Source organism: Chachezhania sediminis, from assembly GCF_009765275.1.
In the GTDB taxonomy this organism is placed as follows: Bacteria; Pseudomonadota; Alphaproteobacteria; order Rhodobacterales; family Rhodobacteraceae; genus Chachezhania; species Chachezhania sediminis.
In genome coordinates this window covers 482,142-499,142 of the sequence record NZ_VOPH01000002.1, presented here as the reverse complement: position 1 = coordinate 499,142, position 17,001 = coordinate 482,142, and the positions used below count along the sequence as shown (strand labels likewise).

Sequence of the window (17,001 nt, the reverse complement as noted above, 5' to 3'; positions counted from 1 at the left end):
GCAGGCTGGAGTCATGGCCTCGTCTGCACCAACCACCGACCGATCCCTGCCGATCGCCCTTTTGCGCGCACGCGAGCGGGTCATGGGCCCGATCCGTGGCATGCTGGCCGATGCCGACGTGACCGAACAGCAATGGCGCGTGCTGCGGGTGCTGGACGAAGGCGGCGCGATGGAGCCGACCGCAATTGCCGACCAGGCCTGCCTGCTGCTGCCCAGCCTGACCCGGATCCTCCAGAAACTGGAGGAAAAGGCACTGATCGTCCGCCAAGCGCATCCCTCGGACAAGCGCCGCCAGGTGGTCGAGATCACACGTAGCGGGCAGAAACTGATCGACCGGAACCTGTCCTCCAGCCAGCAACTGGCCGATGCCGTACGTACCCATCTGGGGCAGGACCGCTACGAACTGCTGCTGGACATCCTGGGCGACCTGAACACGCTGCACGCCGCACCAGAGGCCGGCAAGGACACCGGCTGATCCGGACCCCTTGACCCGTCCCCGGGAACGGGACAGGCGATCCCGGCCGGCCGCGACAGCGCGCGGGCTTGATCGGGGGTGCCGAAATCCTCTTATTCGGCGCACGCGCTGACGGCGCCGCCATCCGGGCATCCGTCACCGCCCGGAGACCTGCCAGATGACCCAAGTACCGAAGCCCCTGACCTTCCAGCTGGAAAACCTGAACTGCGCGGGCTGCGTCGCCTCGGCCGAACGGGCGCTGAAGGCGGTGCCGGGGCTGGCATCGGCCCATGTGAACCTGGCAACCCGGTCGGCAACGGTCGATCCCGGCTATGCCGAGCTGTCGGCGGTAACCGGGGCGCTGCGCGCCGCCGGCAAGCCCGCGGCCGAGGCCGAAACGATCCTTTACATCGATGGCATGTCCTGTGCCGGTTGCGCGACCAGGACCGAGCGCATCTTGCAGGCGGTGCCCGGCGTCGTGTCCGCACGCGTGAACTTCGCCACACGGACCGCCCATGTCAGCGCGCTGGACGGCGCCATCGGCATCCGCGACCTGACCGACGCCGTGAAGGCCGCAGGCTATGCCGCGACCGTGACCGAGGACGGAACCGAAGACCGCGCCGCCCGGCGCGCGGCAGAGGAAACCGAAACCGCGCGTCAGCGTTTCGTCGTCGCCGCCACCCTGACCCTGCCGGTCTTCCTGCTGGAGATGGGGGGCCACGCGATCCCCGCGCTGCACCATTTCATCCTGGGCACGGTCGGAACCTTCACCTACCAGCTGATCCTCTTCGTGCTGACGACGGCGGTGATGGCCCTGCCTGGCCGCACCTTCTATCAGCGGGGCCTGCCGGCGCTGGCCCATGGTGCGCCGGACATGAACTCGCTGGTGGCCCTCGGGTCGCTGGCGGCCTGGGGATATTCCACCGTGGCCCTGTTCCTGCCGGGCGTGCTGCCGGACGGCGCCCGCGCCGTCTATTTCGAAGCGGCGGCGATGATCGTCACGCTGATCCTTCTGGGCCGCTGGCTGGAGGCCCGCGCCCGCGGCCGGACCGGCGCCGCGATCCGGGCCCTGACGACGCTTCGGCCCGATACGGCGCAGGTCGAGACGCCCGATGGCGTGGTTGAACGCCCGGTTTCCGACCTGTCGGTCGGCGACGTGCTCGTGGTTCGACCCGGCGAAAGCCTGGCCGCCGACGGCACCGTGCTGGACGGCCGCAGCCACGTGAACGAAAGCATGATCACGGGCGAACCAATCCCGGTGGCGAAGGCCCCGGGCGACATCGTCGTTGGGGGCACGGTGAACGGAGCCGGCGCCCTGCGCGTGACCGTCACACAGGTCGGTGCCGACACGATGCTGGCCCGGATCGTCGCCATGGTCGAGGCCGCACAAGGCGCAAAGCTGCCGATCCAGGCGCTGGCCGACAGGGTCGTGGCGATTTTCGTGCCGGCTGTCCTGGCCATCGCCGTCCTGACCGTGGCCGCCTGGCTGATCTTCGGGCCTGCGCCCATCCTGACCCATGCGCTGGTCGCCGGCGTGTCGGTCCTGATCATCGCCTGCCCCTGCGCCATGGGACTGGCCACGCCCGTTTCCATCATGGTGGGCACCGGGCGGGCGGCGCGCATGGGCGTCCTGTTCCGCAAGGGCGAGGCGCTGCAGGCGCTGGGAGAGGTCGGGACCGTCGCCTTCGACAAGACCGGCACCCTGACCGAAGGCCGCCCGGCCGTGACCGACCTGCACCTGGCACCGGGCTGGGACCGCAACCGCGTCCTGTCGCTGGCCGCCGCGGCCGAGGCTGCGTCCGAACACCCCCTGTCCCGGGCCATCGTGGCCGAGGCGCAGGGGCTGGCCCTGCCCAGGGCCACCGCCATGGAAGCCATCGGCGGCTTCGGCCTGTCGGCCGAGGTCGACGGCCACCGCCTTCTGGTCGGCGCCCCGCGGCTGATGGACCACGAAGGTCTGGCGCGCGGCGTGCTGGACCCCGCGCTGGAGACAGTGCAGGACGCCGGCCGCACACCGGTCTTCGTCGCCGTGGATGGCGAGGTCGCGGGCCTTTTCGGCATTGCCGACCGAATCCGGCCAGAGGCCCGCGCCGTCGTGAAAGCCCTGCAGAACCGCGGGATCGAGGTCGCGATGATCACCGGCGACAGCGCGCGCACCGCCGCCGCCGTGGCGGCCGAACTGGGCATCGCCCGGGTCGAGGCCGAGGTCCTGCCCGACGGCAAGCAGGATCGCGTGGCCGCGCTGAAGGAAACGGGTGGACGCGTGGCCTTCGTGGGCGACGGGATCAACGATGCACCGGCGCTGGCGCAGGCCGATGTGGGGATCGCGATCGGCACCGGCACGGACGTCGCCATCGAAAGCGCGGACGTGGTGCTGGTGTCCGGCGATGTGCGCGGCGTGGTGAACGCGGTCGCCCTGGCCGGGGCCACTCTGTCGAACATCCGCCAGAACCTGTTCTGGGCCTTCGCCTACAATGCGGCGCTGATCCCGGTGGCGGCAGGCGCCTTCTATCCCGCCTTCGGCTGGATGCTTTCGCCAGTCCTGGCGGCGGCGGCGATGTCGCTCAGTTCCGTCTTCGTGCTGACCAACGCGCTACGGCTGGGTCGCCTGTCCCCGGCCCTGCCACTGGACGACGGGCCGGCCGGGGGCATGCCGGACCTGCACGGGCGCCCCGCTACGGCCTGAAAGACACATGCCAAGGCCCCGACCAGTCAACGCCGCGAAAGCCGTTCCTTCATCCGCTTTCGCCGCGACCGAAGACCGCCGCCAGGGGGAAGGCCTGTGAAAACGGCCCTGGCACCAGGCCGGACCGACGCAGGACAACGCAAGCCGGCCCACCGCCCCCGCCTGATCGTGCAGTTGCGGCATTATTCCACCGCCGTTCCGGCAGGGCACTTCTTGACTTCGCCCGTCCGGTTGGCGCCTAAGCGGGCATCCCCGCCATCCGGCAGACCGGAGCCAGACCCATGTCGCACATCACCCTCGTCCGCCACGGACAGGCCAATACCGGCGCACGGACCGAGGAAGAATACGACCGTCTGAGCGACCTGGGCGCGCAGCAGGCGGCCTGGCTGGGGCGGCACCTGGAAGACACCCAGCAGTACCATCACCGCATCTATTGCGGGACGCTGCACCGGCAGGTCCAGACCGCCGCGGCGATGGGACTGGAGGCCGAAGTGGTGCAGGACCCGCGCCTGAACGAACTGGCCTATTTCGACCTGGCCCGCCTGGCCAAGGAACAGCACGGGCTGAAGATCCCGGCCGGGCGCGAGGAATTCGTCCTGCACATGCCGCAGGTCTTCGCCTTCTGGGCCGAGGACCGGATCGACGATGCCCCCGAACGGTTCGCCGATTTCGAAACCCGCGTACAGGCCGCCCTGGCCGAGATCCACGCGGGCGACGGGCCGGCGCTGGTCGTCACCTCGTCGGGCGTGATCGCCAATGCGCTGCGCCAGGCGATGGAGCTGTCGCCCGCGGGCATGGCCCGGATGGCGCTTGCCATCATGAATACCTCCGTGCATCGTCTGTTCCCAATCGGCGCCCAGCTGTCGCCGGTCCTGTTCAACGCGGTTCCCCATCTGGAAGCTCCGGATCGGGCCTTCGCCCAGACCCATCTGTGAGGTCGCCATGCTGGTGTTGCACTATGCCCCCGGAACAATCGCCAGTGCGGTTGCCATCGCGCTCGAAGAACTGGGCCTGCCCTACGAACTGCAGCAGGTCAGCTTTGCCGAGGCCGAGCAGACCGGGCCCGCCTTCCACGCCCTGAACCCCAAGGGCCGCGTGCCGGTCCTGGTCACCGCTCGCGGACCGCTGACGGAAACCGGCGCGATCCTGGAATACCTGGCGCAGCTGGCCCCCGCCGGCGGGCCAGAGGGCGCGGCGCTGATGCCCGCGGATGCCTATGACGCGGCGCGGGTGCGGTCGGTGATGTACTACCTCGCCTCGACCGTGCACGTGGCCCATGCCCACATGCGGCGCGGGACCCGCTGGGCGACGCAGGAAAGCTCTTTCGCGGACATGGCCGCCAAGGTCCCCCAGAACATGGCCGACTGCTGTGCCTTCCTGGAAGACAACGTCATCGAAGGCCCCTTCGTACTGGGAGAGACGCTGACGCTGGCCGACCCCTATCTTTACGTGATCACGACCTGGCTGAAGGCGGACGAGGTCGACATTGCCGAGTATCCGAAACTCGCCGTCTTCGCCGCCGCGATGGAGGAACGCGCCTCTGTCGCGACCGTCCGCAGCCGCAACATGCTGAGCCGATAGAACCATGGTACATCTCTGGGTCCGCGCCGAACAGCGCGCCAACGAACAACGCACGCCGCTGACCCCCGCCGGCGCGGCGGAACTGATCGCGATGGGCTTCAAGGTCACGGTCGAGGACAGCCCGACACGCTGCCTGAGCCTGGACGGATACCGCGCCGCCGGATGCGAGATCGCGCCGGCAGGCTCCTGGATCGACGCGCCCGCAGAGGCCTTCATCCTGGGCCTGAAGGAACTGCCCGACGCACCGGCGGCGCTGAAGCATCGCCACATCTTCTTCGGCCATGCCTTCAAGGGCCAGCCGGCAGGCCGGGTGGTGCTGGAACGGCTGAAGGCCGGCGGCGGCGCGCTGTACGACCTGGAATACCTGGTGGACGAAACCGGCCGCCGCGTCGCGGCCTTCGGCTACTGGGCCGGGTTCGCCGGGGCCTGGGTGGCGCTGAAATGCTGGGCCGCGCAGCAGCGCAGCGCACTGTGCGGACCGGTCGACGTCTGCACCGACAAGAAGAAGCTGCTAGCCGACCTGCAGGCGGAACTGTCCGCCGTGGGCCCCCACCGGCCCAAGGCCATCGTCATCGGCGCGCTGGGGCGCGTGGGATCGGGGGCCACAGACCTTCTGACCGCGATGGGCGTGGCCGTCACCCGATGGGACATGGCGGAAACCGCCTCTGGCGGGCCGTTCCCGGACATCCTGCACCACGACCTGTTCCTGAACTGCATCCTGGCGGGCCCGAAGACCCCGGTCTTCGTCTATCCGGAAGATCCGGCCAAACCCCGCCGCCTGACCGTGATCGGCGACATCGCCTGCGATCCGGAAAGCGACTTCAACCCGATCAAGGTCTATGACCACGTCACCGACTGGGACCATCCCGCCGTTCGCGTGGCAAAGGCCCCGGTCCTTGACGTGACCGCCATCGACAACCTGCCGTCGCTTCTGCCGCTGGAAAGCTCCGAAGATTTCGCGTCACAGCTTCTGCCCCACCTGAAGACGCTGGGCACCCCCGATGCGGGCGTCTGGGGCCGTGCGGCAGAGGTCTTCAAGACCCATACCGCCGGTATTCCGGCGTAACCGAGATAGAAGGATCATTCGACATGACCGTCCACTGGTGCGGCACCGGCCTGTCCGCCATCCCCGGCCTTCGCCGCCTGATCGAAGAGGGCATGACCGTCACCGTGTGGAACCGCACGGTCGAAAAGGCGAAGGAAGCCGTCGGCGATCTGACCGACGACATCCGGGCCTTCGACCTGGATGCGGTCGCGACCGCGCTGGCGCCCGGCGACATCGTCATTTCCATGCTGCCGGGCGACTGGCATGTGCCGCTGGCCAGGGCGGCCATCGCGGCCAAGGCGCATTTCGTCTCGTCCTCGTACATCGCGCCGGAAATGCGGGCGCTTCAGGATGATGCCAAGGCCGCCGGCGTCGTGCTGGTGAACGAGGTCGGGCTGGACCCGGGCATCGACCACCTGATGGCCCACCGCCTGGTCGAGATGTACCGCGCAGCACCGGAATACGCGCCGGACAACGCGCTCAGCTTCATTTCCTATTGCGGTGGCGTGCCGAAGATCGCCAACGACTTCCGCTACAAGTTCAGCTGGTCGCCGCTGGGCGTGCTGAAGGCGCTGCGCTCGCCGTCCCGGTCGCTGAAGGACGGGGCGGAACTGAAGGTCGACCGTCCCTGGGACGCGATCACCCATTACGACGCGCCGCTGCCGGAGGCCGAGAGCTTCGAGGTCTATCCGAACCGCGACAGCCTTCCCTTCATGGAACAGTACCATTTCGACCCCGCCTGGCCGGTCACGGACTTCGTCCGCGGCACGCTGCGGCTGGACGGCTGGGCCAAGGCCTGGGCCAACGTCTTCGCCGAGGTGGAAACCCTCTCCGGTCCCGAAGGCGATGCCCGCCTGAAGGAAATGTCGGACCAGTTCTGGAATGACCACGCCTATGACGAGGGCGAGCCCGACCGGGTGGTCCTGTGCGTGGCGCTGGAAGCGAAGAAGAACGGCCAGCCTGTCTGGCACCAGGCCTATGTGATGGATGCCTGGGGCGACGAGCGCGGCACGGCGATGGCACGGCTGGTGTCGATCACCGTGGCGCTGGCCGTGGAAGCGGTCGCCAAGGGCCGGATCGAGCCCGGCGTCCACGCCGCGCCCAGCCAGCCCGAGCTGGTGACCGAATGGCTGGAAGAAGTTGGCCGTCAGGCCCAGCACCTTGCCCTGGTCGACCAGCTGGCCTGAAGATCGTTCCTGCGGGGCCCCGAAGGGCCCCCGGGATCACAGCAGTTCGTCTTCCTCGCCCGTGGCGGAAATGCCCAGGGCTTCCAGCCCGGCTTCCAGATTGTCGGCCAGGTGTGGCGTGCCGATCAGATAGTCGGCGGTCGGCGTCGTGGCCTCTGCCCGGGCGGTTGCGACCGCGTCGGCATATTCCTCGGCCTCGAAGGCGCCGCGGCCGATCCACATGACGGCCACCAGTTCCGCCTGCTCGTCCTCGGTCATCGCTTCGACCAGACCCCGGAATTCCGGTTCGGCCCGTTCGATCTCGCGGGCGAGAATCGCGATCTCGGCCACCTTTCGTGCTGACAGTTCCTGCATTTTCCCACTCCGTTCTGTCGCCTCTCCCGTAATGGAGGCTACGATCAGATAGAATACCGCGCGTCTTTGACCTTACGCAAACAGGTGCCGGTAAACCGGTTCGGGAAGCAGGCGCGCCAGGCGGAACACCCACGAGAACACCGTGGGAAAACTGCGCTGAAACCGGCGCGTGTTCATGTGATCGAAGATCACCTTTGCCGCATCGTCCGGTTCCATCAGGAAAGGCATGCGAAAGTCGTTCTTGTCGGTCAGACGCGTGCGGATGAAGCCCGGATTGGCCAGTTGCACCTGCACGTTCGTCCTCCGAAGGTCGCACGCCAGCGTTTCCGCCAGCGACATGCACCCCGCCTTGGCCGCGCCATAGCCCACCGATCCCGGCAGCCCCCGGAACCCGGCCAGCGAGCCCACGACCACGATGTGTCCGTGGTCGCGTGCCACCATGCCCGGCAGCGCTGCGCCCAGCACGCGGACAAGGCCGGTGAAGTTCACATCGGCCATCTGTTCCGCCTGTTCGGCGTTCCAGTCCGTCGCGGCCATCGGCCAGTAGAGCCCGGCCAGGAAGACCAGCCCGTCGATCTTTCCGACCTGTTCCGCAGCCACCGCCACGCTGTCCCGGTCGGCCACGTCCATCGGAACCGCCTGCGGATCGCCCGGCAGGCTGTCCGCCAGGTCCCGCAGGCGATCGGCAGAACGCGCCGACAGGATCACCTGCGCCCCCGCATCGGCCATATGCTTGGCCAGGGCGGCGCCCAGCCCTTCGCTGGCGCCGATCAGCCAATAGCGTTTGCCGGTCCAGTCGCGCATCGGATCAGGCCGCGGGCGCGGGGCGCAGGGTGGCGACCAGTTCGCCCACCTTCAGGCCGAACATGAAGAACTGGCTGCGGTTCACAAGGTGCCCGTTGGGCGCCAGATACATCCAGTCGGTCACGTTGATCACATGTCCGCCGCCGCCCTCGGGCAGTTTCAGGCGATAGCACAGCTGCAGGGTCGGGCCAGCCAGTTGCCCCCGCCCGGTTCCGATCACGTCGGGCGCCAGGGCCCGGACGCTGCCGTCGTCCTCCAGCAGCAGGGTCCATTCCCGGTCCTGCGTGGTGCCGCTGTCATATTGAAAATGTTCGGTCATCCGGCCCCGGTTGCCGTCCCAGGTGGCATGAAACGTACCGGTGAAACGGGTGGAAATCCGCCCCGTCGGCCCGAAGATCGCACCGTCGCACAGGATCGGACCGTCCAGGTGTTGCCGCAGGTCCAGGGCCGGGCCTTCGACCCCGGCATAGTCCGCAGGTCGCTGTGCCGCGAAACCCAGCCAGCGGCGACGCGCCCACAACAAGGCCAGGACCAGGGCCGCGCCCAATGCCATCCAGACCGCCACCATCATCGCATCGCCCGCGTCGTCGTCACATCGGAATCCGGTGGCGCGCCCCTGTCCCGGTAGCGCGCACCCTTCCACCACAGCTTCAGCGCCTGCCAGTGGATCAGCCCCATCACCCAGCGCGAACCCAGCGGCCGCCGCAACAGGATCCCCATCACCCGCAGCCAGTTCAGTGCCCGCCGTTCGCCGGTCAGCGTGGCAATCAGACCTTCACCGTCGCCCTTTTCGGCCTCTCCATCGACGCGATAGTCGATGCGGATCGCGATCCGGTCGGGATCGATCGCGAAGCGGAATACATAGGTCCCGTCGACCGGCTGGAACGGCGAGACATAGAAGACCTTGCGCGCCTCCAGTTTGTCGCTGGCCATGATCGGCCCGTGATCGGGACGGTGGCACAGATAGCTGTGGCGCTCGCCGAAAGTGTTCGTGACCTCGGCGATCACCGCCGTCAGGGCAACGTCGCGATAGCACAGCCAGAAACTGACGGGATTGAAGACATAGCCCAGAACGGTGGGCTGGGTCAGAAGCTCGATCCGGTCGGGGGACGGGATCTGCCGCTGGGCCAGCACCCGGCGGACCCAGGTGGCGCCCATGCCATGGCCGGGCGGGCCGCCATGGTTCCGGTCGTGGATCGCCAGCGGCGCCCGGCGGTTGCGGGCATAGCCCAGCGGACCCCGGGGCCAGGGATCTTCCGGGTCGATGCACAGCATGTCGACGTGATAGCTGAACCCGTTCCGGATCGCCCCGCGCCGACCGTGCCAGGTCGTGCCGGAGATATGTTCGACAGAGGGTCTCATTCCGCGGCCATCGCGGCGGGCCCCACCGGGCACGGACCTGCGGGGGCGGCGCCCCAGGGCCGTTCCTCGACCCCCATGGCGCGGGCCACGTCGACGGCGCTGGCCAGCCCGTCCTCGTGAAAGCCGTTCTTCATCCAGGCGCCGCAGAACCAGGTGCGGTTCCGCCCGTTCCGGCGGGCGATCCGTCCCTGCGCATCGAAGGCGCCCGCGTCATAGACCGGGTGGCGCAGGGTGACCTGATCGTGGATCAGCTCTTCCCGGATCGGGCGGCGTGTGTTCAGGGTCACGAACAGCGGATCGTCGGCCGGGATCGGCTGCAGCGCGTTCATCCAGTAGGTCACGTCGATTTCGCCCGCGCCGCCGCCCGCGGCCTCGGCATAGTTCCAGGACGACCAGACCTTGCGCCGCTTCGGCATCAGCGACGGATCGGCGTGCAGCGTCACCTGGTTCGGCCGATAGGCTATGGCGCCCAGCGCGGCCTGTTCGAACAGGTCGGCATCGTCCAGCATCCGCAGGCTGTCGTCGGAATGGGTGGCCAGGACGACCTGGTCGAAGACCTCCCACTGGCCGCCCCAGGCGCGAACCATCACGTCCTGCCCATTGCGCCGTACGGCCTGTACCGGGGCCTTCAGGCGGATATCGACCTGCTGCGCCCGCAGCATCGCCGCCAGCCGCTCGACATAGCGGGCCGATCCGTCCTTCACCGTGTACCACTGGTGCTGGCCCGTGGCGGACAGCAGGTGGTGATTGCGGAAAAAGCGGATCATCGCCTCGGCCGGGAAATCCAGCATCTGCGCCTTGGGAGAGGACCAGATGGCCCCGGAAAAGGGCGTCAGGTAATAGTCGCGAAAGGCCTCGCCCGTGCCCAGCGCCTGCAGCAGGTCGCCCACGGTCATGTCGGGACCAGTCACCGCGGCCTCGGCCCCGGCATTGAAGCGGAAGATGTCGCGGACCATGCGCAGGAAGGCGGGGCGCAGCGCATTGCCCGGCTGGGCGAACAGCGCCGAAAGCCCGCTGAGCGCATATTCGAAGCGCCCGCCATCGACCGAGACGCCGAAGCCCATCCGGCTTTTCGCCGTTTCGACCCCGAGCCGGTCGAAAAGCGCAGTCAGGTGCGGATAGTTCGCGTGGTTGAAGACGATGAACCCGGTATCGACCGGCTGCTGCCCGGTGCGGCCCGCCATCACGGTGCGGGCGTGACCGCCCAGTCGGTCGTCGGATTCGAACAGGGTCACGCGATGCGCACCCGACAGAAGTGCAGCCGCCCCCAGCCCGGAAATGCCGCCGCCGATCACTGCAATGCGGGCGCCAGGCGCCGGGCGCGCATCACGCATGGCCGGCCCGAATTCGTTGGCACCGGAGATCTGCGGGTATTCGAACGGCATGTCCTGTCCTTCTTAAACGGCCTCTTCCAAAGGATGTACGCAGCAGGGCCGAAACCGGATGACAAAGAAATGCGCGCGGAACGACGGGGCCCAAAAATCTTCCCGAGGAAGTGATCCACCCTTCCCTCGTCCCCGTAACCCGTTCATGTTGCTGACGGTCGAACCAGAAATTCCAGATGCCGGCCCGGCGTCCCGGCCACGCCGGGCCCGTGTCGCCACGTGCCCGAGGACGATGACGCCCGAAACGCCGTCTTCCCGCTCTGCCCAGGATCTTGCCCGCAGCGCCCGCGCGGTCGAGGCAGCCCCCGACTGGGAGGCGATGATCCTGCGGATCCGCGATCACCAGGATCAGGCGGCCTTTGCCGCGCTGTTCCGGCATTTCGCCCCGCGGGTGAAGGGCTTTCTGATGAAATCGGGCGCCGAAGCCACCCAGGCCGAGGAATGCGCCCAGGACGTGATGGCGACGCTCTGGCGGAAGGCGCACATGTACGATCCCGCCCGCGCCTCGGCCGCGACGTGGATCTTCACCATCGCCCGAAACCGCAGGATCGACCTTCTGCGCCGCGAACGAAGACCCGAACCCGAAGACCTGGGATGGGGGCCCGAAGCCGATCCCCCCGCCGAAGACGTCGCCGTCCTGAAGCAGGAGTCCGAGATCCTGCACCAGGCCCTGTCGGATCTGCCCGAGGCGCAGGCCGACCTGATCCGGCAAGCCTATTTCGGCGACCTGTCCCACCGAGAGATCGCGGACCGCACCGGCCTGCCGCTGGGCACGATCAAATCCCGTATCCGCCTGGCGCTGGACCGCTTGCGCCACGCCATGACCTGACGATGTACCGATGATGACCGACACGATCCGACATCACCTTCCCGACGACCTGCTGATGGCCTATGCCGCAGGGTCCCTGCCCGAGGCGTTTTCGCTTCTGGTCGCCACGCATCTGTCGATGTGTGACCGCTGCCGCGCTGCCGCCGAAAGCTATGACGCCGTGGGCGGCGCGCTGCTGGAGGACGTGCCCGAGGCCGCGATGTCCGAGGCCAGTCTGGCCGCCACGCTGGCCATGCTGCAGGCCCCCGACCCGAAACCGGCGCGCCGCGCGAAAACGCGCGACAGCGCCTTCACCCTGCCCCAGCCGCTGGCCGACTATGCCGGCAGCCGCCTGTCGGACATCCGCTGGCGCCCCGTCGGCATGGGCGTGAAACAGGCCATCCTGCGCACCAGCAGGACGGCAACCGCACGGATGATGCACATTCCGCCCGGCGTCGCCATGCCCGACCACGGCCACCACGGGATGGAAATGACGCTGGTACTGGACGGGGCCTTCAGCGACGCCTTCGGCCTCTACCGCGCCGGCGACATCGCCGTGGCCGATGCCTCCGTCGATCACGTGCCGGTGGCGACAGACGACAAGGCCTGCCTTTGCGTGATCGCCGCCGATGCCCGCCTGCGGTTCAACAGCCTGATCCCCCGACTGCTTCAACCCCTTCTGCGGATATGACCAGACTCGACACACTCAAAAGCAGAGTGCTAAGATTGACCGATCGGTAAAATCGTACATCTTGTCAGACCTCCGGCAACGGCAAAGGGAAGCCGCGCATGTCCCAGGCAGACCTGGCCCGCGTTTTCGCTGCGATGCACCGATCCGGGCACCCGCTGATCCTTTATAACGTGTGGGATGTCGGCAGCGCCAAGGCCGTTGCCCGCGCCGGCGCGCATGCCATCGCCACCAGCAGCTGGGCCCTGTCCACCGCCCATGGCATCGCCGACGGCGAACGGGTGCCCTTCGCCGCCAGCACCCTGAACCTGGCCCGGATCGTGCGGGCCGTGTCCCTGCCCGTTACCCACGATTTCGAAGCCGGCTTTGCCGATGACCTGCGCGAACTGTCGTCGAATTTCGCCCGCATCATCGATGTCGGTGCGGTCGGCGTGAACTTCGACGACCGCATCGGGGGCACCGGCGACCTGCGCAACGTCGAGGACCAGAGCGCCCGCATCGCCACCCTGCGCCGCACGGCCGAGGCGGCGGGCGTCCCGGTCTTCATCAATGCCCGGACCGACCTGTTCTTCAAGGGCCAGTCGCGCGAGGTGCACGCCCGGCTGATGCCGCAGGCGCTGGACCGCGCGGCGGCCTATGCGGATGCCGGGGCCGACGGGCTGTTCGTGCCGGGCCTTCTGGACCATGACCTGATCGAACAGCTGTGCGGGGCAGCGCCCCTGCCCGTCAACGTCATGCAACCGGGAGAGACGGCGGACATCCGCGCGCTGGCCGGTCTGGGCGTGTCGCGGATCAGTTTCGGCCCCGCGCCCTTCATCGCCGCCATGGCACAGCTGACGGAACGGGCCAGCCGGATCTTTGCCCGCGCCTGACGCCCAGGGCCCTGGCCCTAGTCGGACGAAGCCCCTGCAATGGCCAGCGGCGTATCCCGTCCCCGGACCTGCGTGTCGGCAAGCCGCGTCCACGCCCGGTCCTGCGTGCAGTCGATACCGGCCACCTTCAGCAGCGCGACCGAGGCGACCGAGGGATAACCGAGCTCTTTCGTCAGCTGCTCCAGCCGCGCGGCGATATTCACCGTGTCCCCGAAGACAGAGAATTCCAGCCGTTCGGCATCGCCGATCACCCCGGAAAAGACCGTTCCCCAGTGCATGCCGACGCCGATGTGCACCGGCGGCAGGCCGCTGGCCACGCGTTCGGCCGACCAGGCCGCGATGTCCCGGTCCAGCCGCGCGCCGCAGTCCAGGCAGGCCCGTGCCGCAGCCCCCGGGCCGGCGGGATCGTCGAAGACGATCATCGCCGCATCGCCCATGAACTTGTCGATCAGCCCGCCCGTCGCCCGCGCCGCCGCCGTGATCCGCGCGCGGTAGGCGGTGACGAAGCCCGAAATCTCTTCCGGGGCCATGTTCTGGGTCAGGCCGGTGAAGCCACGCATGTCGACGAACAGGACCGCCATCTCGGCCCGGGCTCCGCGGCGCAGCTCGTCCAGGCCGCCGCTTCCCAGCCGCGGCGCCAATTGCTGCGGCAGGTAACGGGTCAGGTTCACGCGGGCCAGCGTTTCCGCGATGGACCGTTTCAGCAGGGTGCGCATCCGCCGGGCGCCGACGACGAAGACGACGCCGCCCACTGCCAGCATGGCCAGCCGCATCGCGTTGGGCGGCAGGGACAGGAAGAACCGGATCGGCCCGGTGTCGCTGCCAACCGTCAGTTCCGGCCCGGAATAGAGCACGACGAGAACCCCAAGCCCCAGGATCGACAGCGTCAGCACATAGACCATGGCCCAGGGATTGATCCGCAGGACGCTGATCGCCAGCACCATCGGCATCAGCCAGACCGGCGGCAGCAGGAACACCATGTCGCCGGAAAAGCCCGTGTTCTCCAGCCCCAGGGCCACGTTGATCACGAGGAACATCGGGTCGGCTGTGGCCCCCACCCAGATCATCCAGCGCCGCAGCAACCCGCGCCGTGCCAGAAACCAGGTCACCAGGCCCAGCACGAAATAGGCCCCCATCGCCCCGGCGGCGTAAAGCCATTGCCGACCCAGCACCGGATCGCCATATCCCTGCGCGCCCGGAATGATCACGGTCGAGAAAAAGAGCGCCAGCCCCGCCGCCACCGCCATCCGCAGCACCGCGACCAGGCGTTCGGTGTCCAGCTCCGCCTCCAGCAGCAGGGGGCGGATATCCGGCTCCGGCTCGGCACTGATGGGACTGGCGGGCAATTCACGGGACATGTCGGCGGCTTCGTTGATCCGGAACGCGGGAAACGGGGACGACCCCCGGGACCGTCATAGACTGACACACGGCAAACGGCCATTTCCGTCGCGACATCCGCCACGACTTGGCACAAGCAGCTTGCCGTAACGGTTGCCCCTTATATGCACCAGCGGCTATGTTTGGCCACGCAGGTCGCGGGCCCGGGCTTCCGACCGGGTCCGTTCCGGCCAGCCCCACCGCCCTGAACGCCCCGCCAGGAGATATGTCCATGTCCCAAGCCGCCGTCATCGTCCGCACCGGTCGCAAGTTCGACCAGGTCCTGGATGGTGCGCGCACGGTTTTCCTGAAGGACGGGTTCGAAGGGGCCAGCGTCGACGACATCGCCCGCGCCGCCGGCGTGTCGAAGGCCACGCTTTACAGCTATTTCCCGGACAAGCGGCTGCTGTTCATGGAAGTGGCACGGGTCGAATGCATGCGCCTGGCCGAACTTGCGGTGAACGAGATCGATGCCACCCTTCCCCCGCGCGAGGTGCTGACCCGCACCGCCCAGAAGCTGATCCCGTTCATGCTGTCGGAATTTTCGATCAAGATGTTCCGCATCTGCGTGGCGGAATCGGACCGGTTCCCGGAACTGGGCGCCGATTTCTATGCCAGCGGTCCGGAAATGGGGCGCAAGCGACTGGTCGAGTACATGGGCAAGGCCCGCGACCGGGGCGAGCTGAAGATCGAAGACCTGTCGCTGGCCGCGGAACAGTTTTCCGAGCTGTGCAAGTCGCACCTGTTCGCGCGGGCCGTCTTCGGCATCCAGACCAGCTTTACTCAGGCCGAAATCGACCGCGTCGTACAGTCGGCCGTCGATGTGTTCATGGCCCGCTACAGCGCCTGACGGCCCGTCTTTCAGAAGAACCTCACGTAAGGGCACCCGGGCTTGACCTTGGGTCATGTACTCCTGACGCGCACCAAATCCTGTCCCCGGATGCTAGGCTGGGCCCGACCAGGCCACGCGCGGACCGGCATCATAAGCTGCGGCCGCGCCTCATGGAGGAGGGGACCCATGGTCGAAACGCTGGCAAAGTTCCGCGATATTCCCGAGCTGCCCGATTACGTCGACGGGCAGACCGACCACGACTACATGCACGGCGCGTGGGCCCGCGGCCCGCTGGCCCGCGACCGGCGGGGCCTGATCCGGGCGTTCCCGGCGGCACTGATGTCCGAGTTGATGGACGACCGCTGGACCCGGCAGATCGAGATGGAAAGCATGCAGATCGCCGCCATCAGCGGCGGGCCGGTCTATGATTTCTTCGACAACGTCCTGCTGTTTTCGAACGGACAGGTCCATCGCAATCGCCGCGGGCCGCTGGTGCGCACCTTCGCCCACCGTGTGATCGAGGACTCGCGCCCCGCCATCGCCGCCCGCTGCGAACGAATGGTAGCGGAACTGGCCGGATCGGGCCCGGTGGACTTCGTGGGCAGACTGGCGAGCCCCCTGCCCGCGCATGTCATCGCCTCGATCATCGGTGCGCCCGAGGGCGAGGTGGAGCTGGTCGCCCGCCACGTCTATTCCGCCATCCGCGGCCTGTCCCTGGTGAAGGAGGAGGTCTGGCTGGAGGCCAACGCCGACATGGCCGCGCTGGCGGCCTATGTCGAACGGCTGATTGCGTCCCGCCGGGCGAAAGGCGCCGACGATTTCCTGACCCGCTTCCTGGACCGGGTCGAGGGCGGCCCCCTGGACGAGGCCGAGATCCGGACACAGATCATGGTCCTGGTCCTGGCCGGGTCAGACACGACGCGCGGGGCGCTGACATCCACCGTGTCGCAACTGATGCAGAACCGGGACCAGTGGCAGATGCTGGTCGCCGATCCCGACCGCTGGGTCCCGGCTGCGGTTTCGGAAGGGCTGCGCTATGACCCGGTGATCGGATCGCTGGCCCGGATCCTGACGGAACGGCACAGCGTCGCGGGTTACGACCTGCCGGCCGGGACCTTCATCGGCGCCTGCATGCTGACCTCCCTGCGGGACCCGGCGGTCTATGCCGATCCGCACCGCTTCGACATCACGCGGACGGATCACCCGAAGCTGCACCCGATCTTCGGCGGCGGTCCCCACCGCTGCCTGGGCGAAGCTCTGGCACGTCTGGAACTGGAAGAGGCGCTGAAGGCCTTGGTCCGCCTGGCACCCGACATGGAGCTGGAGAGCCCGCCCGCGCGTCTGCGCGGCTATGGTGCGACGCGGGCCCTGACACCGATGGTCGTGCGGATGTAGGGCGCCCGGGCGCCCCGGCATTGCGCGCAAAGCGGGGGCTCTGCCCCCGCACCCCCGAGGTATTTGAAGATCAAAGAAGAAAGGGGCCGCGCGACCGGCCTTCTTTGGCCCCCGGATATCCCCGCCGGCGGCGGTCCGGTCCACAGCCCGGACGCAAATTTCGGCCACCAT

Annotated in this window: 17 protein-coding genes; 11 read left to right on the top strand and 6 right to left on the bottom strand. The window is 68.1% G+C overall.

The genetic code is table 11. The features are described from left to right. Positions 1–82: 82 nt before the first annotated feature. The 6 genes from FQK05_RS07250 to FQK05_RS07225 all read left to right on the top strand — a co-directional run bounded on the left by FQK05_RS07250 (position 83) and on the right by FQK05_RS07225 (position 6,953). On the top strand, positions 83–475 hold the full coding sequence (locus FQK05_RS07250; protein WP_407644496.1) for a MarR family transcriptional regulator: 393 nt from the start codon (positions 83–85) through the stop codon (positions 473–475). 157 nt (positions 476–632) lie between these two features. Beyond that, a complete protein-coding gene (locus tag FQK05_RS07245; RefSeq protein ID WP_158965250.1) occupies positions 633–3,140 on the top strand; it encodes a heavy metal translocating P-type ATPase in 2,508 nt (835 codons plus the stop codon). Positions 3,141–3,421: 281 nt separating this feature from the next. Continuing rightward, positions 3,422–4,075, top strand: coding sequence for a histidine phosphatase family protein (locus tag FQK05_RS07240; RefSeq protein ID WP_158965249.1), 654 nt, complete (start codon positions 3,422–3,424; stop codon positions 4,073–4,075). 7 nt (positions 4,076–4,082) lie between these two features. After that, a complete protein-coding gene (locus FQK05_RS07235) occupies positions 4,083–4,721 on the top strand; it encodes a glutathione S-transferase family protein (protein WP_407644495.1) in 639 nt (212 codons plus the stop codon). Positions 4,722–4,725: 4 nt separating this feature from the next. Continuing rightward, a complete protein-coding gene (locus FQK05_RS07230; RefSeq protein ID WP_158965248.1) occupies positions 4,726–5,787 on the top strand; it encodes a saccharopine dehydrogenase in 1,062 nt (353 codons plus the stop codon). A gap of 23 nt (positions 5,788–5,810) precedes the next feature. After that, a complete protein-coding gene (locus FQK05_RS07225; RefSeq protein WP_158965247.1) occupies positions 5,811–6,953 on the top strand; it encodes a saccharopine dehydrogenase C-terminal domain-containing protein in 1,143 nt (380 codons plus the stop codon). Between the two features lie 36 nt (positions 6,954–6,989). On the opposite strand, the gene FQK05_RS07220 is transcribed toward FQK05_RS07225, so the two are convergent. The 5 genes from FQK05_RS07220 to FQK05_RS07200 form a co-directional block, all read right to left on the bottom strand. Beyond that, a complete protein-coding gene (locus tag FQK05_RS07220) occupies positions 6,990–7,307 on the bottom strand; it encodes a DUF3775 domain-containing protein (RefSeq protein WP_158965246.1) in 318 nt (105 codons plus the stop codon). 72 nt (positions 7,308–7,379) lie between these two features. Further along, positions 7,380–8,111 carry an SDR family NAD(P)-dependent oxidoreductase gene (locus FQK05_RS07215; RefSeq protein WP_158965245.1) on the bottom strand — a complete coding sequence of 244 codons (732 nt, stop codon included), beginning with the start codon at positions 8,109–8,111 and terminating at the stop codon, positions 7,380–7,382. A 4-nt stretch (positions 8,112–8,115) separates the two neighbouring features. Continuing rightward, the gene (locus FQK05_RS07210; RefSeq protein ID WP_158965244.1) at positions 8,116–8,682 is read right to left on the bottom strand and encodes a DUF3833 family protein; all 567 of its coding nucleotides are present in this window, start codon (positions 8,680–8,682) and stop codon (positions 8,116–8,118) included. After that, the gene (locus tag FQK05_RS07205) at positions 8,679–9,473 is read right to left on the bottom strand and encodes a DUF1365 domain-containing protein (RefSeq protein WP_158965243.1); all 795 of its coding nucleotides are present in this window, start codon (positions 9,471–9,473) and stop codon (positions 8,679–8,681) included. Before FQK05_RS07205 ends, FQK05_RS07210 begins: the two co-directional genes overlap by 4 nt. Further along, positions 9,470–10,807, bottom strand: a complete 1,338-nt coding sequence (locus FQK05_RS07200; RefSeq protein ID WP_158966012.1) for an NAD(P)/FAD-dependent oxidoreductase — start codon at positions 10,805–10,807, stop codon at positions 9,470–9,472. Before FQK05_RS07200 ends, FQK05_RS07205 begins: the two co-directional genes overlap by 4 nt. 370 nt (positions 10,808–11,177) lie before the next feature. Here FQK05_RS07200 and FQK05_RS07195 point away from each other — a divergent pair, with 370 nt between their 5' ends. The 3 genes from FQK05_RS07195 to FQK05_RS07185 all read left to right on the top strand — a co-directional run bounded on the left by FQK05_RS07195 (position 11,178) and on the right by FQK05_RS07185 (position 13,226). Then, entirely contained in the window at positions 11,178–11,687 is a 510-nt protein-coding gene (locus tag FQK05_RS07195) for a sigma-70 family RNA polymerase sigma factor (RefSeq protein ID WP_233270442.1), read from the top strand. A gap of 10 nt (positions 11,688–11,697) precedes the next feature. Then, a complete protein-coding gene (locus FQK05_RS07190; protein ID WP_407644494.1) occupies positions 11,698–12,357 on the top strand; it encodes a ChrR family anti-sigma-E factor in 660 nt (219 codons plus the stop codon). Between the two features lie 98 nt (positions 12,358–12,455). Beyond that, entirely contained in the window at positions 12,456–13,226 is a 771-nt protein-coding gene (locus FQK05_RS07185) for an isocitrate lyase/PEP mutase family protein (RefSeq protein ID WP_158965240.1), read from the top strand. A gap of 17 nt (positions 13,227–13,243) precedes the next feature. Here the strand turns inward: FQK05_RS07185 and FQK05_RS07180 are convergent, their stop codons facing one another. Continuing rightward, the gene (locus tag FQK05_RS07180) at positions 13,244–14,584 is read right to left on the bottom strand and encodes an adenylate/guanylate cyclase domain-containing protein (protein ID WP_158965239.1); all 1,341 of its coding nucleotides are present in this window, start codon (positions 14,582–14,584) and stop codon (positions 13,244–13,246) included. A gap of 251 nt (positions 14,585–14,835) precedes the next feature. Between FQK05_RS07180 and FQK05_RS07175 the strand changes: the two genes are divergently transcribed. Beyond that, positions 14,836–15,453: a TetR/AcrR family transcriptional regulator gene (locus FQK05_RS07175; protein ID WP_158965238.1), complete on the top strand. Its 618-nt coding sequence runs from the start codon at positions 14,836–14,838 to the stop codon at positions 15,451–15,453. A 168-nt stretch (positions 15,454–15,621) separates the two neighbouring features. Beyond that, positions 15,622–16,830: a cytochrome P450 gene (locus FQK05_RS07170; RefSeq protein WP_158965237.1), complete on the top strand. Its 1,209-nt coding sequence runs from the start codon at positions 15,622–15,624 to the stop codon at positions 16,828–16,830. Positions 16,831–17,001: the final 171 nt, after the last annotated feature.

Coding starts and splice junctions, on each gene's coding strand:
- FQK05_RS07245 (WP_158965250.1), top strand. CDS start 633: ATGACCCAAGTACCGAAGCCCCTGACCTTCCAGCTGGAAAACCTGAAC.
- FQK05_RS07235 (WP_407644495.1), top strand. CDS start 4,083: ATGCTGGTGTTGCACTATGCCCCCGGAACAATCGCCAGTGCGGTTGCC.
- FQK05_RS07230 (WP_158965248.1), top strand. CDS start 4,726: ATGGTACATCTCTGGGTCCGCGCCGAACAGCGCGCCAACGAACAACGC.
- FQK05_RS07225 (WP_158965247.1), top strand. CDS start 5,811: ATGACCGTCCACTGGTGCGGCACCGGCCTGTCCGCCATCCCCGGCCTT.
- FQK05_RS07240 (WP_158965249.1), top strand. CDS start 3,422: ATGTCGCACATCACCCTCGTCCGCCACGGACAGGCCAATACCGGCGCA.
- FQK05_RS07185 (WP_158965240.1), top strand. CDS start 12,456: ATGTCCCAGGCAGACCTGGCCCGCGTTTTCGCTGCGATGCACCGATCC.
- FQK05_RS07195 (WP_233270442.1), top strand. CDS start 11,178: ATGATCCTGCGGATCCGCGATCACCAGGATCAGGCGGCCTTTGCCGCG.
- FQK05_RS07175 (WP_158965238.1), top strand. CDS start 14,836: ATGTCCCAAGCCGCCGTCATCGTCCGCACCGGTCGCAAGTTCGACCAG.
- FQK05_RS07170 (WP_158965237.1), top strand. CDS start 15,622: ATGGTCGAAACGCTGGCAAAGTTCCGCGATATTCCCGAGCTGCCCGAT.
- FQK05_RS07200 (WP_158966012.1), bottom strand. CDS start 10,807: ATGCGTGATGCGCGCCCGGCGCCTGGCGCCCGCATTGCAGTGATCGGC.
- FQK05_RS07220 (WP_158965246.1), bottom strand. CDS start 7,307: ATGCAGGAACTGTCAGCACGAAAGGTGGCCGAGATCGCGATTCTCGCC.
- FQK05_RS07180 (WP_158965239.1), bottom strand. CDS start 14,584: ATGTCCCGTGAATTGCCCGCCAGTCCCATCAGTGCCGAGCCGGAGCCG.
- FQK05_RS07210 (WP_158965244.1), bottom strand. CDS start 8,682: ATGATGGTGGCGGTCTGGATGGCATTGGGCGCGGCCCTGGTCCTGGCC.
- FQK05_RS07215 (WP_158965245.1), bottom strand. CDS start 8,111: ATGCGCGACTGGACCGGCAAACGCTATTGGCTGATCGGCGCCAGCGAA.
- FQK05_RS07250 (WP_407644496.1), top strand. CDS start 83: ATGGGCCCGATCCGTGGCATGCTGGCCGATGCCGACGTGACCGAACAG.
- FQK05_RS07205 (WP_158965243.1), bottom strand. CDS start 9,473: ATGAGACCCTCTGTCGAACATATCTCCGGCACGACCTGGCACGGTCGG.
- FQK05_RS07190 (WP_407644494.1), top strand. CDS start 11,698: ATGATGACCGACACGATCCGACATCACCTTCCCGACGACCTGCTGATG.